The following is a 14,337-nucleotide window of genomic DNA, read 5'->3' as shown; positions in this document are numbered from 1 at the left end:
ACATACAGTATAGAGATATGACTATTTCTGCCAGCGCCTTTGGTCAATCATCTTCAGCCACACCATACCAGCGCAGGAAGGGCACATAGCTCACTGGACGTCCCAGGAAAGCTTCCAGGCTTTGCGAAATTGGGCGCGCCGCACCTTGTGACAGAACCACATCCTGCAACGCTCGCCCCGTCGAAGCACTGCGCAAGCCTTCGCTCTGGAAACGTGTAAACAAATCAAAAGCCTGAGCATCGGACCACAGGTAAGCGTAGAAACTCGCGTCATATCCACTGACCAAGTGATCCAAGGCATGCATGGGACGTTCAAAACCTACCAATGGCCAACCACAAACCTGCGCATGACTGGTCTCGGCTCGCTGGTCGATTGTCCTGCCGTCATCAGCTGACAGGTGCAGGTCGAAATCGAACAAGGCTTGAGACAGCAGGAGCGCGCACTCCTGAATGCCCTCGCCCTGCAAAGCCGTCAGCGCCAGTTGTACCTGCTCCGTTGTCAGCTTGCGGCCGTCCTCATGGTGCGAAGAAATGTCGGCCATGAAGTCGGCATCCCACGCCCATCGTTCAAGCAATTTACTCGATACCTCTACGCCGTCCGCCCCCAAGCGTCGTAGATCGGACAGTAGATGGTTGTTGGTGCGCACCAGCAGGTGGTGCAAGGCATGCCCGTACTCGTGAAACAACTTGCGCAGAGAGAGGTGACTGAGTTGTGGTTGCTCACCGCCAATGCCTGGTGCGATGTCGCTGAACACTACCGCCACGGCGCCATGATAGATACCCTCGGCATCGACCCGTCGGTGCCAGATGTATGAGGTAGAAACGCCCAACACTTGTTTGCCAGGTCGGTCGATCAGGTCGAGGTGAATATAACCAATCGTCGCATGGTCCTGGAGCACCTCAAAGGTGAGTACGCTTGGATCCCAGGCCGCGACGGACTCATCAGTGTTCAAGGTGACGCCAAACAACTGCCAGGTCAGCTCACGCAAAGCTTGCACCACCTTGTCCAGCGGGAAGAAACCGCGCAGCCCTTTAGCCGGAAGACCCAACGTTGCCCGCGCATCGGCAGCCTGCAGATAAGTCACGTCCCAAGGCTGGACTGCCTCCAGGCCATGGGACTGCCCCAGCGCCTGCAGTCGTGTTTGCCTTCGCTGCATCCCTGGGCCAACCCTGCGAACCAGATCGTCGAGAAAGCCTGCAACTTGCTCGACGGAGCCGGCACTTTTCGATTCAAGGCTCAACGCCATGTAACTGTCAAACCCTAGCAGGCGGGCTTTTTCGAGCCTGAGTTGCGCCAACTGCTCCAGCACCGGGCCGTTGTCATGTGCCAGTTCACTGTCCCAGCCGCGGGTGGTGTATGCGCGGTAAACCTGCTCGCGCAGGGCGCGGTCCGTGGCATGTTTAAGAATCGCGTTGCACGGTTCCTGCACACAAACAATCAGCCAGCCGGGCAATGAGGCATCCCTGGCCTTTTGAGCCAGGTCGGCGCGCAGCGGTTCAGGCACCCCCTCAAGCTGCGTTTCATCGGTAATGTGGATGCTGGATTGCTCAACCGACTTCTGCAGCGTTTCCTGGAATTTCCCCTCCAACTCGCGGATCCGCGACTCCAGCTGTTCCAGTTCAAGCTGTCTGGCATCGTCCAGGCCAACACCTGCCAGACGAAACTCCTTGAGCACTTGTTGCAAGGTGCCACGCTGATGGGCATCAAGATTGGCCCCCACGTCGCTGGCGGCGAGACGCTCATACAAAACATGCAGCGGCGCATTTTTAAGCTTCTGCTTGAAGCGCGCGTCGATGAGTCCATAGCACTCGAACACTTCAGATGCCCAGGCATCGCCTCGAGCCATCAAAGGAACCATGGAGTAGAACACTCCCTGCAACCTGGCATCCAGCCCATCCACGGCAAGCACCAGGTCGTCCCAAGTGGGCAATGCCTGCTGATGGCCGATGATTTGGTCGATGCCGTTTTCGTGCTCCTCGATCACCTGATCGACAGCAGGGCGTAAATGCTCCAGGGTGATTTGGTCGTAGGCGATAAGACCTTGAAGGCCCACCAGTGGATTCTCGGTGCTCATAGTGCTTCCTTGCTCGGGTTGTCAGTGACCCGAGCTTGCAAGACACATCAGTCTGACAAGCGGTAACTATCTACTGCACGGGAGCATACAAGACACCCGGGGCAGAGACCCCGGGTAGGGTGACAGGCTACTGCTCAGGCTTTTTCAGCTTGGGATTGGGGAAGAACTGAACAGTCTGCACCTTAGCCTCGGCTGGTTTGACCTCGATCTTGTTGACTCGAGTGCCCAGCTCCTTGGGCACCGACAGCCCCTGTTCGTTGAGCGTGTCGCAGAACCCACACGCCACACACTCTCGATGCGGGACGCTGTCTTCGCTCCACATCATCAGTTTGTCCGGCTCGCTGCACGCCGGGCAGACTGCCCCGGCGATGAAGCGTTTTTTCGTTATCACAGGCCCATCGCTCATGCCGCCACATCCTCACTCAAACCACAATGGCGCAAGAGTGCATCGATTGATGGCTCACGACCACGGAAGTCGACGAACAGCAGCATCGGCTCCTGCGAGCCGCCACGCGCCAGAATCGCCTCGCGAAAAGCACGACCCGTTTGCGCGTTTAGCACGCCTTCTTCCTCAAACCGCGAGAACGCATCGGCCGAGAGCACTTCAGCCCACTTGTAACTGTAGTAGCCCGCGGCATAACCCCCGGCAAAGATGTGCGCAAAGCTGTTGGGGAAGCGGTTGTACGCAGGTGGCCGCATGACCGAGACTTCGTCGCGAATGCCCTCGAGCACTTCCAGCACACTACGGCCATCGCCATGGCTGGCGTGCAGTTCAAAGTCGAACAGCGAGAACTCCAATTGGCGAACCATCATCAGCCCGGACTGGAAATTTTTCGCCGCCAGCATTTTCTCAAGCAAGTCTTGTGGAAGGGCGGCACCGGTTTCGTAATGAGCGGAGATCAACGCCAGACCCTCGGGCTCCCAGCACCAGTTTTCCATGAACTGGCTTGGCAGTTCCACGGCATCCCAGGCCACGCCGTTGATACCGGACACACCGGCATGCTCGATGCGAGTCAGCAAGTGGTGCAAGCCATGCCCAAACTCGTGGAACAAGGTGGTGACTTCATCGTGCGTCAGCAGCGCAGGTTTACCAGGTACTGCAGGCGTGAAGTTACATACCAGGTTTGCCACCGGGCTCTGCAATTGGCCCTCCGCGTTCCGTCGACGGTCGCGGGCACCGTCCATCCAAGCGCCGCCACGCTTGTTGGCGCGGGCATAAAGGTCGAAGAAGAAGCGGCCTACGTGCTGACCATGCTCCTTGATTTCGAACAGGCGCACATCCGGATGCCAGGTGTCGAAGCCCTTGAGCTCGGCAATTTCGATACCGTACAGACGCTGGACAATAGCGAACAGACCAGACAACACCTTATCAATCGGGAAGTAGGCACGCAGGGTTTCCTGAGACACGCTGTAGCGCTGCTCACGGAGTTTTTCGCCGTAAAAGCCGCTGTCCCAGCTTTGCAGGTCCGGGCAACCTTGCTCGGCCGCGTAAGCCTTGAGCTGAGCCAGATCCTGGATGGCAAACGGCTTGCTGCGCTTGGCCAGGTCACGCAGGAAGGTCAGCACCTGGTCGCTGGACTCGGCCATTTTTGTTGCCAGGCTCAGCTCAGCGTAGTTCGCATAGCCCAGCAGTTCGGCTAACTCCTGGCGCAAGTCAAGAATTTCGCCCATCACCGGACCGTTATCGAATTGACCGGCATTCGGGCCCTGATCAGAAGCGCGGGTGCAGTAGGCGGCGTAGATTTCTTCGCGCAACGCGCGATCTTCACCGTAAGTCATCACGGCGTAATAGCTGGGGAACTCCAAGCTGATCAGCCAGCCATCAAGCCCTTTGGCCTGGGCTGCAGCGGCCATCTGGGCCTTGGCCGAATCAGTCAGTCCGGCCAGCGCGGCCTCATCGGTGACATGCTTGGTCCAGGCCTGGGTGGCATCAAGCAACTGGTTGGAGAAGCGGCTGCCCAGCTCGCTGAGCTTGCTTTGCACCTGGGCATACCGTTGCTGCTGATCAGCTGGCAGGTCGATACCCGACAGGCGGAAGTCACGCAGGGCATGTTCGAGAATAGTCTTTTGCGCAACGTCGAAGCTTGCCGCTTCCGGGCTGGCTATCAACGCTTCATAGGCCTGGAACAGCTCACGGTTCTGCCCCAGCTCAGTGGCATATGCACTCAGCGCTGGCAGGCAGGCCTCGTAGGCTTCACGCAACTCGGCGCTGTTACAAACGGCGTTGAGGTGACTGACCGGGCTCCAGGCGGCGCCCAGGCGATCATTGAGTTCGTCCATGGCCAGTACCAGACCGGCCCAGCTTGGCTGCTGGCCTTGTGTTTTGAGGATCTGGGCAATAGCTGTACGGTTGTCGGCCAGGATCTGTTCAATCGCCGGCTGCACATGCTCGGCACGGATCGCCGAGAAGGGCGGCAAGTCATAAGACTGCAGTAGCGGGTTGTTCGCACTCACGGTTAAACACCTTGGCAGAAGAAACACCGGACCATCTTAATTACAATCGACGCTGACCGCAGCCCTATCAACACCAAAGAGAACCCCTATCATGGCCATTCGCACCTTCCAGAACCATTCGCCGCGCTTGGCCGAGCGTGCCTTCGTGGACCGCAGCGCAGTGGTGCTGGGTGATGTCGAGATCGGTGCAGACAGCTCCGTCTGGCCACTGACAGTGATCCGCGGCGATATGCACCGAATCCGCATTGGCGCTCGCACCAGCGTGCAAGACGGCAGCGTGTTGCACATTACCCATGCCGGCCCGTTCAATCCCGACGGCTTTCCATTGCTGATCGGTGACGAAGTGACCATCGGTCATAAAGTGATGCTGCATGGCTGCACCCTCGGCAACCGGATTCTGGTCGGCATGGGCAGTACGATCATGGACGGGGCAATCGTCGAAGACGAAGTGATCATTGGTGCCGGCAGTCTGGTCCCGCCGGGAAAACGCCTGGAAAGCGGCTACCTGTATGTTGGCAGCCCGGTCAAACAGGCCCGGGCCTTGACTGAAAAGGAACGCGCCTTCTTCCCCTACAGCGCCAGCAACTACGTAAAACTCAAAGACCAGCACTTGGCCGAAGGCTATCACTTGCCTGAGTGAGTCCGTCCACGCCCCTTATCGAGACAGTTATGCATCAGCAGAATATTCTTTTCGACCTCGACGGCACCCTGACCGATCCGCGCCTGGGCATCACGCGTTCGATCCAGTTCGCCCTGGCCAAGCTGGATATCGATGAACCAGACCTGGCGCGTCTTGAGCACTTCATCGGCCCTCCGTTGCTACAGGCATTCATGCAATTTTATGGCTTCGACGAAGCCAAAGCCTGGCAAGCGGTGAATTTCTACCGCGAGCGCTTCAAGGTGACCGGATTGTATGAAAACCTGGTGTTCGAGGGTGTCCAGCCGCTCCTCGAAGCCTTGAACGGGCAGGGCAGAACGCTGTACATCGCCACGTCCAAGCCTTGGCAGTTTGCCCGTGAGATTGCCCGGCATTTCCAGTTCGATCATCACTTCAAAGTGATCTACGGCAGTGAGCTGGACGGCACCCGTACCAACAAGGTCGAGTTGATTGCTCACCTGCTTGCCGAGGAATCGCTGGATCCGGCACAAACCTTGATGATCGGCGACCGCAAGCACGACCTGATTGGCGCTCGCAGCAATGGACTGGAAGCTGTCGCAGTCGGATACGGCTTTGGCAGTCATGAGGAGCTGACAGCGGAACAACCGGCCTATCACTTTGCGACCTTGGCCGAGCTGCACAGCGCGTTCATCACCAACCAGGGCTGACAACTACCGCGGGGTGAGGGCGCGCTTGCTCCGTGATTCTATTCAGGGCTTGCTGGCGCTGCTCGAGCGACAGCCGCCCGAGGCTTTCAACCCGCTGATAGAAAGCTTCCCAATCCCCATTTACCTGGGTAAACAGCGCCGCGAACGCTGGCACCCATTGGTCGTACAATCCAAAGGGCAACAGCTTGGCGTTGTTCATTGGCGCATTGATCCAGGCGTCAAAACGGCCTTTACCTCCCCACTGGCTGTCGCGCAAAGTACGGTATTCTCGGCGCAAGCGCTCGAATTCGGCTTGTTTTCCGGCGCGCTTGGCTGATTCAGTCAGCGGTGCTGCGTACAACGCCTTCAACCGTTCACGGCTGGCCAGAACCAAAGCCACGAACTGATCGCGTTGTTGACCATCGTCCAGTGTATGCGCCGGCAGGCCGCGAGCCGCACGCCACTGGCGAGAACCTTCCTGTTCGACAAAGGTGGCAAATGATTCGTTGAATGCCGTGTCGTCCTGCACATACACGCGCTGGTGTGCCAGCTCATGAAAAATGACCGCGGCCAGCCGCTCATCACCCCAGCCCAGCATCGAACTCAAAATCGGATCATCAAACCAGCCCAGGGTCGAGTAGGCCTCCACGCCCCCCACATACACATCCAGCCCCTGCTGCTTTTGCAGCGCAGCCGCGCCACGGGCAGCACCTTGAGTGTAATAACCGCGATAGGCGACGCACCCGGCAATGGGAAAGCAATGGGTCTGGGGTTCGAGGGAAAACTCGGGCGTAGCAAACACATTCCACACCACAAACGGGCGGCCAATGTCCGCATAAACCCGGTAGCTGCGGTTATCCGGCAGTTTCAACTGCGCGCTGGCGAACGTCCTGGCCTGTTCGGCGTGCAGCAGGTGCTGACGCAATTTCGGGGGGGTGGCGGGCTGCGTTATCACCTCGGCTACCGGTTTACGCGCCTGCAACAGCTGCCACTGCCCGCTGGCCAACTGCCCGTAATAGCCAATGCTGGAACAACCGTTGAGCAGCCCGAGCGCCAGCACGGGAACCAAGTAGCGAAAAAAATGGTCGAGTGCCCCAAGACTTGAGCGCAATAAAAGAAATAGTCGAAGCATTGGTGTCCCGTTATCCGCTCAAGAGCTCATCAGCTTCAAGACTATCCTGCCCGGCTGGAGTTTTGCCATGCGTACACTGCTTGTCATCAGTGGTCTTCTGCTTTTATCCGGCTGTGCCGGCTTGCCTGCCCCCGATCCCAACCAAGCCTGGATCGACCTAGCATCCAATTCGGACGATACCTTGCATGCCGTGGAGGTAGACGAGCGCTCTTGGAGTGACAACCGTTATTTCCAAGTCTCGCCCGGCAGCCACGAACTGACGGTGCGCTACCTATTCCCGGTGAACCCCAGCAATATCGGTCCGGACAGCGAACCGCTGTGGCGCGACTGCCAACTGAATCTCAAATTCAAGGACTTCAATGCCGGGCAACGCTATCAGCTCGAAGCGGGCAGCATAGGCTTTCGCCCGTGGGCAAAGCTTTACGACGACCAGCGTAATCTGCTCAGCAAAGGAGCACCGGCGGGCTGCCAACGCACCTGACAGCGTGAATGGCGCTATGCTTATGCTTTGTAGGTTGCAAGCGGGAGTTTGCCATGCGCCAGCCAATGATGCTGATTGCCCTCAGTACCCTGGGGGCTTGCGCCAGCCCCTTGCCTCCAGTTGATAGCAAGCAGGCATGGGTCGACCTGTACACCATGACACCCGGCAAGATACTGATGGCCGACCGCCTGGATGGTGAGCGGCTCAACGATGGACGCTTCTTCCAGGTAACACCCGGCAAGCACGAGCTAACCGTACGCTTCGATTTCGAGGTCTATTCCGGAGGTTTCTCGGTCGACCCTGTGGAGCGAACCTGCTATCTGAAAGTACGCTACGACAATTTCGAAGCCGGTCAGCGTTATCGCCTGGAAGCCCGGGCTCCCGCCATGCGGCCCAGCGCCTACCTTTACGACGCACAGCGCAAAATCGTCGCCGAAGAAGCCAACGACATCTTTTGCATACCCTGACGCCTAACGATCATTCTTCTGGTAGATGATCTTTTTGGTTCCGCCCTCGCAACTGCCGACCACCATGTTCTGATCGTGAACCTCTTCGTTCTTGACGATTTCAAGGGTGTAGGAGCTGACATTATTGGCCTGAATCTTCGCTTCGATCTCAGCCTTGAGCTCTTCGCAGTTTTTCGGGGCGGCCAGCACAGAAGTGGCCAGCAGCGATGCCATCACAGCTATTGCAACACGGATCATGGGACAGCTCCTTGTGGCGGCAGAGGTTCTGCCGACACCCATTTGACCACAAGAAGCCTGTCCCGGTTCGAGCTTATCCCACCAGGGTGGCGTCAAGACTGATGGTTGCATTGAGCACTTTAGAGACTGGGCAACCGGCTTTTGCCTTGTTCGCCACCTCCTTGAACTGCTCCTCGCTGGCACCAGGAACCTTGGCCTTGAGAATCAAGTGCACGGCGGTGATGGCAAAACCGTCAGGTTGTTTATCCAGGGTCACCTCAGCTGTGGTGTCAATACGCTCGGCGGTGAACCCCGCCTCACCCAGCAGCATTGACAACGCCATGGAAAAGCAGCCGGCATGGGCTGCGCCGATCAGCTCTTCCGGATTGGTCCCTGGCTGTCCTTCGAACCTTGTATTGAACCCATAAGGGTTTGCTTCAAGTGCACCGCTTTCAGTGGAAATCTGACCTTTTCCGTCTTTCAGGCCACCTTCCCAAACGGCCGATGCTGTCTTTTTCATACTGCCTCCTGAGTGTCTGCAGGGCGCAACGTTGCGCAGCCTAAGATTCAGAGGGCGGCTGACTGGGCAAGTTCAGCTTGATTGCAACCAAGCCTTGAATCCTCAGGATGTGCCCATACAGAGTTGAGAAGGCTCCGGTCTTATGCCGGACAAACGACTGCCCAGGAGGCTGACCAGCCCATGAAGCGACTTGCGGACATCAAATTCTCCACCCTCGACCTGGTGCCGGTTCGCGCCGACGGCAGCCCGGCGCAATCACTGCGCAACTCGCTGGACCTGGCGCAGCATGTAGAAAAATTCGGCTACAACCGCTTTTGGGTCGCTGAACACCACAACATGGATGGCATCGCCAGCTCGGCGACGTCGGTACTGCTCGGCTACCTGGCCGGCGGCACTTCGACTATACGCGTCGGTGCCGGCGGGGTGATGCTGCCCAACCATGCGCCGCTGGTGATTGCCGAACAATTCGGCACTCTGGAAAGCCTCTATCCGGGACGAATCGACCTGGGCCTTGGACGTGCACCGGGCTCCGACCAGATGACTGCCCGAGCCCTGCGTCGTGAACGTTCCGGCAGCGCCGATGACTTTCCCGATGATGTTGAAGAATTGGTGCGCTACCTCGGTCCGCGCACGCCGGATCAAAAAGTTATCGCCGTTCCCGGCTACGGCACTGAAGTGCCAATCTGGCTGTTGGGGTCCAGCCTGTTCAGCGCACAACTGGCCGGTATGCGCGGCCTGCCATATGCCTTTGCTTCACACTTCGCACCGCGCTACATGCACGAAGCCATACGGATCTATCGAAACCACTTCAAGCCTTCAGCGGTACTCGACAAGCCCTACGTGATGCTCGGTGTACCGCTGGTAGCCGCCGACACCGATGAGCACGCCAACTACCTGGCGACCTCGGTGTATCAGCGAATCCTTGCCCTGATGCGGGGCCAAAGCCTGGTACAGCGACCACCTGTAGAAAGCATGGATGGCCTGTGGTTGCCCCACGAACGAGAGGCGGTGGGAGACTTCCTGGGATTGGCGATGGTGGGCGGGCCGGAGAAGATTCGGGCCAAGCTCGATGTTCTGCTGGAGCAGACTCAGGCAGACGAGCTGATTTTCACCTGTGACCTGTATGAACATGCCGACCGCATTCGGTCCTATGAGTTACTGGCGCAGGTCATGCGCGCAAGCTGAAGGCCTCATCGCCAGCAATGCTGGCTCTTGCACAGATTGCGGTGACAGCTAATCTGCGGGAGCTGGCGTTGCCAGCGATGAAGTCTTGGCAGGCTCAATGGCTGCCCATCAACCACGCTTGTAGACGATTTCCTTGGTGCCACCTTCGCAGGTCCCTACGACCTTGCCGTCAGATGCTGCACCCTTGTCGACAATCTCCAGCGAGTAGCCGCTGACACCTTTTGCGTCAATTTTGGCAGCTATTTCGCTTTTCAGTTCTTCGCACGGCTTGCCCGCTGCGAGGGCGGTGCCTGCCAGCATCATCAAACCTGCTGTCACTACCAACTTCTTCATCGATCGCTTTCCTTGTTCAGATCAAAGTGGAGGATGGCGCCGGAACCCGTCCGGGCGCCTTTAGACTGTGTAACTCAATTGACCCGTACAAGCCAGTGCCACGATTTCAGCTATTGACGATACGGAATCCCACTTTCAGCGTGACCTGAAAGTGCGCGGCCTTGTTGTCCTTGATATGACCGCGGGTGTCGATCACTTCGAACCACTCAAGATGCTTGATGCTTTTACCCGCTTCAGCCAGGGCATTATTGATAGCGTCTTCTATGCTGGTGGGCGATGAGCCGACAAGTTCGATTTTCTTGTAAGTGTGATGATCCGACATAATCAGTCTCCTTTTCGAATGTGAGCTTTGAGCCTAGCAGCGGCAGGCTTTTTTACCCGAAAGGCACAGAAATGGAGGAAAGTCGGACTGCACTTTCTTGAGCTGACGAAGTCGGAAGCAAAACAGCTCACTCACACCTGAAAGGAGAGTCACCATGGCCAATCACTCGCTGCGTAAAGCGTCGCTGCAAAGCATGGAAGCGGAGATAGAAAGCCTGCTCAAGGCGCTCGAAAGTCTTAAGGACGATGCCTCGGATGAGTCGCGAAAAACCCTCAAGACGCTCAAAGGCAATGCCGAAAGTGCCCTTCGCCATTCGCGCAGCCTGCTCAGCGATACCTACGAAGAAGTGAAAACCAAGACCCGCGAAACTGGACTGGCCACCCGCGAGTACGCCCAGGAGCACCCGTGGACTACAGCAGGCGTGGCAATAGGCGCTCTAGGACTGCTCGCTGCCTACCTGATGTGCAAACGCTCCAACTAATCCACCTGGCGTTCCAGCTCCGCTCGGAGCCAGCCGGCTAACTGCTCGGCGCGCCCATCCGCGGCGCGTCGAGGTACCCACAATGCCAAGGCCGCCTGGGTCTGGCAAAAGCCCCAAGGCGCCGCCAGACGACCGGCGCGCAAGTCGTCGGCCACCAACGGTTGCGGCGCGATCGCTACCCCCAAGCCCGCGACGGCTGCCTCCAGCAAATAATACAAATGCTCGAAATCCTGCCCGTATTGCAGCGCGTCGCGGTTGATACCTTGTTGCGCCGCCCAACTGGGCCAGGCCTGGGGTCTGGAGGTGGTTTGCAACAGTCGCTCATCGAGCAATGCTTGGGCAGGCGCCTGCCGCAGGCGGGAAAATCCGGCGTAATGCGGACTCAACACCGGGCCGATGCGCTCCTGCGTCAGCACATGTACCTGCATATCCGCAGGCCATGGTGGTTCTGCAAAAACCAGCAAGGCATCCAGGCCTGGTCGACGCGGATCGAGATCGCCTTCGCCCGCAGACAAATGCAGTCGCAATTCCGGCAAATCTGCCTTCAGTCGACCCAGGCGCGGAATGAACCAGCGAGCCAGCAAACTACCTGAACAACCGAGAACAAAAGGAGCGTCCGCACTACTTTGGCTCAGCTCGCCACAAACGCTGCGCAAGCGATCAAAAGCATCGAAACTTGCGTCCCGTAGGCGCAGTCCCGCATCTGTGAGTTTAATGCCGCGCCCATCTTTGACGAACAGGCTGACACTCAGGTGCTCCTCCAGCACTTTGATCTGTCGGCTCACGGCCCCATGAGTCACGTGCAGTTGCTCGGCCGCCAGGCTAACGCTATTGAGCCGGGCAGTGGCTTCAAATGCCCTGAGGGCATTAAGGGGAGGCAGGTCCTGGCGCATGACGTGTGAGTTTTCCTGACGTGTTGTAGCAATCTTATCGGTTTTCAGTAACGCGTGTCGTGGGTACAGTAAAGCCATTCCCAGTTTCCACTACGCCCTGGAGCGACACATGACCCAGACCAACTTCCGCGCCGGCCCCGATGCAAATGGCCTGTTTGGCGCTTTCGGTGGCCGCTACGTGGCTGAAACGCTGATGCCGCTGGTGCTCGACCTTGCCCGCGAATATGAAGCGGCCAAGGCCGACCCCGAGTTTCTGGAACAACTGGCGTACTTTCAACGCGACTACATCGGTCGTCCCAACCCGCTGTACTTCGCCGAGCGCCTGACCGAACACTGCGGTGGCGCGAAGATCTTCTTCAAGCGCGAAGAGCTCAACCACACCGGCGCGCACAAAGTAAACAACTGCATCGGCCAGGTTCTGCTGGCCAAGCGCATGGGCAAAAAGCGCCTTATCGCCGAAACCGGTGCCGGCATGCATGGTGTCGCCACCGCGACCGTTGCCGCACGATTTGGCTTGCCTTGCGTCATCTACATGGGCGCCACTGACATCGAGCGCCAACAGGCCAATGTCTTTCGCATGAAGCTGCTGGGCGCCGAAATCGTGCCTGTGACCTCGGGTACCGGCACCCTCAAAGATGCCATGAACGAGGCGCTGCGCGACTGGGTTACCAACGTTGATGACACCTTCTACCTGATTGGCACCGTTGCCGGTCCACACCCTTATCCGGCAATGGTCCGCGACTTCCAGTCGATCATTGGCAAGGAAACCCGCGAGCAGTTGCACGCCAAGGAAGGGCGCCTGCCCGATAGCCTGATCGCCTGTGTTGGCGGCGGCTCAAACGCCATGGGCCTGTTCCATGATTTTCTCGACGACGCCAGCGTCCAGATCATCGGTGTTGAAGCCGGTGGCCATGGCGTAGACACCGACAAGCATGCGGCCAGCCTCACCGGTGGTATTCCGGGCGTACTCCACGGTAACCGTACCTACCTGCTGCAGGACGCTGACGGCCAGATCACCGATGCTCACTCGATTTCCGCAGGCCTGGACTACCCGGGGATCGGCCCGGAACACGCTTATCTGCACGAAGTGAAACGAGTCGAGTACGTCAGCATCAACGACGAAGAAGCCTTGGCCGCGTTCCATACCACCTGCCGCCTGGAAGGTATTATTCCGGCACTGGAAACCTCCCACGCCCTGGCCGAAGCAATCAAACGCGCCCCGACCCTGCCCAAGGATCACCTGATGGTGGTTTGCTTGTCCGGGCGTGGCGACAAAGACATGCAAACCGTGATGAGCCATATGGCTGCCCAGGAGAAACAGGCATGAGCCGTATAGAACAACGCTTCGCCGAACTGAAAGCCGAGGGTCGCGCTGCACTGGTCACCTTCATCACTGCGGGCGACCCTGGCTACGACGCCTCCCTGGCAATTCTCAAAGGCCTGCCGGCTGCCGGCGCCGATGTGATCGAACTGGGCATGCCATTCACCGACCCAATGGCCGACGGCGTTTCCATCCAACTGGCAACCCTGCGTGCCCTGGATGCAGGCCAGACCCTGGCGAAAACCTTGCAGATGGTTCGCGAGTTTCGGGTCGATAACCAGACCACGCCGATTGTGCTGATGGGCTACTACAACCCGATTCACCGTTTTGGCGTAGAAGCGTTCGTGGCCCAGGCCAAGGACGCAGGTGTCGACGGCCTGATCATTGTCGACCTGCCGCCTGAGCACGACGCCGAACTGGCAACCCCAGCGCAGGCTGCCGGCATCGACTTTATTCGCCTGACCACCCCAACAACCGATGACGCGCGCCTGCCGCGCGTACTGGAGCGCAGCTCCGGCTTCGTCTACTACGTCTCGGTGGCGGGTGTTACGGGTGCCGGCTCGGCCACCAGCGAACAGGTGAGCAATGCAATTGCGCGTCTTCGCCGGCATACCGATCTGCCAATCAGCGTTGGCTTTGGTATCCGTACGCCCGAGCAGGCGGCGGCCATTGCCAAGCTGTCAGATGGCGTTGTGGTGGGTTCGGCCCTGGTCGACAAAATTGCCAAGGCCGCGAATGCCGAGCAAGCAGTGGGGGATGTGCTTGAGCTGTGCTCAGCGCTGGCCCCGCGAAGCTACCGCCGTCATCTACGCAAAAATAGACAGATCCAAGGGCCGCACCGCCCCCATCCAGATCGCATGATCACGGTGATCCGCCAAGTCATCCCCCGTCAACGGGTGCAGAAACACCACCAGCCCTTTCCGATACAGCGCCAGCCAAGGCAACACCACCCCCACCACTTCCGGTCCGAACGCCAGTTGGCAACTCCAGTCCGGATGCGGTCCTACGGGCTTCTGATGCATGCGCCCCATACTCACGCCGAACAGCCGGGACGCTTCTTCACATAGCTGCCGAGCCTGCTCCATCGTGCTGGCGTCGTAATAGATGTGGGCGTGATAACCCTTGATCCTTTGCACACATGCTCCTGAATTTA

Annotated in this window: 17 protein-coding genes and 1 pseudogene; 8 read left to right on the top strand and 10 right to left on the bottom strand. The window is 58.5% G+C overall.

Annotation, left to right across the window (positions count from 1 at the left end):
- Positions 1 to 43: 43 nt before the first annotated feature.
- From H8F21_RS01980 to prlC, 3 genes are all read right to left on the bottom strand, one after another.
- Positions 44 to 2,074 carry a M3 family metallopeptidase gene (locus tag H8F21_RS01980; RefSeq protein ID WP_203477030.1) on the bottom strand — a complete coding sequence of 677 codons (2,031 nt, stop codon included), beginning with the start codon at positions 2,072 to 2,074 and terminating at the stop codon, positions 44 to 46.
- 127 nt (positions 2,075 to 2,201) lie between these two features.
- Complete coding sequence (locus H8F21_RS01975) at positions 2,202 to 2,480, bottom strand: YheV family putative zinc ribbon protein (RefSeq protein ID WP_203477031.1); 279 nt, start codon at positions 2,478 to 2,480, stop codon at positions 2,202 to 2,204.
- Positions 2,477 to 4,528, bottom strand: a complete 2,052-nt coding sequence (prlC, locus tag H8F21_RS01970; protein WP_136473866.1) for an oligopeptidase A — start codon at positions 4,526 to 4,528, stop codon at positions 2,477 to 2,479. Before prlC ends, H8F21_RS01975 begins: the two co-directional genes overlap by 4 nt.
- A 91-nt stretch (positions 4,529 to 4,619) precedes the next feature.
- On the opposite strand from prlC, the gene H8F21_RS01965 reads away from it, so the two are divergent.
- Positions 4,620 to 5,168, top strand: coding sequence for a gamma carbonic anhydrase family protein (locus tag H8F21_RS01965; protein ID WP_136473865.1), 549 nt, complete (start codon positions 4,620 to 4,622; stop codon positions 5,166 to 5,168).
- 29 nt (positions 5,169 to 5,197) lie between these two features.
- A complete protein-coding gene (locus H8F21_RS01960; protein ID WP_203477032.1) occupies positions 5,198 to 5,854 on the top strand; it encodes an HAD family hydrolase in 657 nt (218 codons plus the stop codon).
- On the opposite strand, the gene H8F21_RS01955 is transcribed toward H8F21_RS01960, so the two are convergent.
- The gene (locus tag H8F21_RS01955; protein ID WP_203477033.1) at positions 5,838 to 6,965 is read right to left on the bottom strand and encodes an aminopeptidase; all 1,128 of its coding nucleotides are present in this window, start codon (positions 6,963 to 6,965) and stop codon (positions 5,838 to 5,840) included. The genes H8F21_RS01960 and H8F21_RS01955 overlap by 17 nt on opposite strands.
- Before the next feature lie 67 nt (positions 6,966 to 7,032).
- Here H8F21_RS01955 and H8F21_RS01950 point away from each other — a divergent pair, with 67 nt between their 5' ends.
- Complete coding sequence (locus H8F21_RS01950) at positions 7,033 to 7,446, top strand: PA0061/PA0062 family lipoprotein (protein WP_203477035.1); 414 nt, start codon at positions 7,033 to 7,035, stop codon at positions 7,444 to 7,446.
- Positions 7,447 to 7,499: 53 nt separating this feature from the next.
- Positions 7,500 to 7,913: a PA0061/PA0062 family lipoprotein gene (locus tag H8F21_RS01945; RefSeq protein ID WP_203477037.1), complete on the top strand. Its 414-nt coding sequence runs from the start codon at positions 7,500 to 7,502 to the stop codon at positions 7,911 to 7,913.
- A gap of 3 nt (positions 7,914 to 7,916) precedes the next feature.
- Here the strand turns inward: H8F21_RS01945 and H8F21_RS01940 are convergent, their stop codons facing one another.
- Complete coding sequence (locus H8F21_RS01940) at positions 7,917 to 8,150, bottom strand: DUF1161 domain-containing protein (protein WP_203477039.1); 234 nt, start codon at positions 8,148 to 8,150, stop codon at positions 7,917 to 7,919.
- Positions 8,151 to 8,223: 73 nt separating this feature from the next.
- Positions 8,224 to 8,649: an OsmC family protein gene (locus tag H8F21_RS01935; RefSeq protein ID WP_203477041.1), complete on the bottom strand. Its 426-nt coding sequence runs from the start codon at positions 8,647 to 8,649 to the stop codon at positions 8,224 to 8,226.
- A 180-nt stretch (positions 8,650 to 8,829) separates the two neighbouring features.
- Between H8F21_RS01935 and H8F21_RS01930 the strand changes: the two genes are divergently transcribed.
- On the top strand, positions 8,830 to 9,834 hold the full coding sequence (locus H8F21_RS01930; protein ID WP_203477043.1) for an LLM class flavin-dependent oxidoreductase: 1,005 nt from the start codon (positions 8,830 to 8,832) through the stop codon (positions 9,832 to 9,834).
- 108 nt (positions 9,835 to 9,942) lie between these two features.
- Here H8F21_RS01930 and H8F21_RS01925 read toward each other — a convergent pair whose 3' ends face one another.
- Together H8F21_RS01925 and H8F21_RS01920 are read right to left on the bottom strand one after the other, a co-directional pair.
- Positions 9,943 to 10,167 carry a DUF1161 domain-containing protein gene (locus H8F21_RS01925; RefSeq protein WP_203477044.1) on the bottom strand — a complete coding sequence of 75 codons (225 nt, stop codon included), beginning with the start codon at positions 10,165 to 10,167 and terminating at the stop codon, positions 9,943 to 9,945.
- 106 nt (positions 10,168 to 10,273) lie between these two features.
- Positions 10,274 to 10,489, bottom strand: coding sequence for a dodecin (locus H8F21_RS01920; protein WP_203477045.1), 216 nt, complete (start codon positions 10,487 to 10,489; stop codon positions 10,274 to 10,276).
- Positions 10,490 to 10,643: 154 nt separating this feature from the next.
- On the opposite strand from H8F21_RS01920, the gene H8F21_RS01915 reads away from it, so the two are divergent.
- The gene (locus H8F21_RS01915) at positions 10,644 to 10,970 is read left to right on the top strand and encodes an ElaB/YgaM/YqjD family protein (protein WP_203477046.1); all 327 of its coding nucleotides are present in this window, start codon (positions 10,644 to 10,646) and stop codon (positions 10,968 to 10,970) included.
- On the opposite strand, the gene H8F21_RS01910 is transcribed toward H8F21_RS01915, so the two are convergent.
- Positions 10,967 to 11,863, bottom strand: coding sequence for a LysR family transcriptional regulator (locus H8F21_RS01910; RefSeq protein WP_203477048.1), 897 nt, complete (start codon positions 11,861 to 11,863; stop codon positions 10,967 to 10,969). The two genes, H8F21_RS01915 and H8F21_RS01910, sit on opposite strands and share 4 nt — an antisense overlap.
- A gap of 109 nt (positions 11,864 to 11,972) precedes the next feature.
- Between H8F21_RS01910 and trpB the strand changes: the two genes are divergently transcribed.
- Both trpB and trpA read left to right on the top strand, forming a co-directional pair.
- A complete protein-coding gene (gene trpB, locus H8F21_RS01905) occupies positions 11,973 to 13,190 on the top strand; it encodes a tryptophan synthase subunit beta (protein WP_203477051.1) in 1,218 nt (405 codons plus the stop codon).
- Positions 13,187 to 13,969 (top strand): annotated as a pseudogene (gene trpA / locus H8F21_RS01900) (tryptophan synthase subunit alpha); the annotation flags it as partial. The gene trpB and the pseudogene trpA, both read left to right, overlap by 4 nt.
- A gap of 21 nt (positions 13,970 to 13,990) precedes the next feature.
- Here the strand turns inward: trpA and H8F21_RS01895 are convergent.
- Positions 13,991 to 14,320 carry a DOPA 4,5-dioxygenase family protein gene (locus H8F21_RS01895; RefSeq protein ID WP_136473852.1) on the bottom strand — a complete coding sequence of 110 codons (330 nt, stop codon included), beginning with the start codon at positions 14,318 to 14,320 and terminating at the stop codon, positions 13,991 to 13,993.
- Positions 14,321 to 14,337 lie beyond the last annotated feature (17 nt).

The organism is Pseudomonas arcuscaelestis (genome assembly GCF_016881005.1).
Lineage (GTDB): Bacteria > Pseudomonadota > Gammaproteobacteria > Pseudomonadales > Pseudomonadaceae > Aquipseudomonas > Aquipseudomonas arcuscaelestis.
The sequence above is the reverse complement of the archived record's forward strand: the minus strand, read 5'-3'. Positions and strand labels throughout refer to the sequence as shown.

What these genes read in the sequence shown, in the direction of transcription:
- H8F21_RS01980 (WP_203477030.1), bottom strand. Translation starts at nt 2,074, where the DNA reads ATGAGCACCGAGAATCCACTGGTGGGCCTTCAAGGTCTTATCGCCTAC.
- H8F21_RS01975 (WP_203477031.1), bottom strand. Translation starts at nt 2,480, where the DNA reads ATGAGCGATGGGCCTGTGATAACGAAAAAACGCTTCATCGCCGGGGCA.
- H8F21_RS01965 (WP_136473865.1), top strand. Translation starts at nt 4,620, where the DNA reads ATGGCCATTCGCACCTTCCAGAACCATTCGCCGCGCTTGGCCGAGCGT.
- H8F21_RS01960 (WP_203477032.1), top strand. Translation starts at nt 5,198, where the DNA reads ATGCATCAGCAGAATATTCTTTTCGACCTCGACGGCACCCTGACCGAT.
- H8F21_RS01955 (WP_203477033.1), bottom strand. Translation starts at nt 6,965, where the DNA reads ATGCTTCGACTATTTCTTTTATTGCGCTCAAGTCTTGGGGCACTCGAC.
- H8F21_RS01950 (WP_203477035.1), top strand. Translation starts at nt 7,033, where the DNA reads ATGCGTACACTGCTTGTCATCAGTGGTCTTCTGCTTTTATCCGGCTGT.
- H8F21_RS01945 (WP_203477037.1), top strand. Translation starts at nt 7,500, where the DNA reads ATGCGCCAGCCAATGATGCTGATTGCCCTCAGTACCCTGGGGGCTTGC.
- H8F21_RS01940 (WP_203477039.1), bottom strand. Translation starts at nt 8,150, where the DNA reads ATGATCCGTGTTGCAATAGCTGTGATGGCATCGCTGCTGGCCACTTCT.
- H8F21_RS01935 (WP_203477041.1), bottom strand. Translation starts at nt 8,649, where the DNA reads ATGAAAAAGACAGCATCGGCCGTTTGGGAAGGTGGCCTGAAAGACGGA.
- H8F21_RS01930 (WP_203477043.1), top strand. Translation starts at nt 8,830, where the DNA reads ATGAAGCGACTTGCGGACATCAAATTCTCCACCCTCGACCTGGTGCCG.
- H8F21_RS01925 (WP_203477044.1), bottom strand. Translation starts at nt 10,167, where the DNA reads ATGAAGAAGTTGGTAGTGACAGCAGGTTTGATGATGCTGGCAGGCACC.
- H8F21_RS01920 (WP_203477045.1), bottom strand. Translation starts at nt 10,489, where the DNA reads ATGTCGGATCATCACACTTACAAGAAAATCGAACTTGTCGGCTCATCG.
- H8F21_RS01915 (WP_203477046.1), top strand. Translation starts at nt 10,644, where the DNA reads ATGGCCAATCACTCGCTGCGTAAAGCGTCGCTGCAAAGCATGGAAGCG.
- H8F21_RS01910 (WP_203477048.1), bottom strand. Translation starts at nt 11,863, where the DNA reads ATGCGCCAGGACCTGCCTCCCCTTAATGCCCTCAGGGCATTTGAAGCC.
- trpB (WP_203477051.1), top strand. Translation starts at nt 11,973, where the DNA reads ATGACCCAGACCAACTTCCGCGCCGGCCCCGATGCAAATGGCCTGTTT.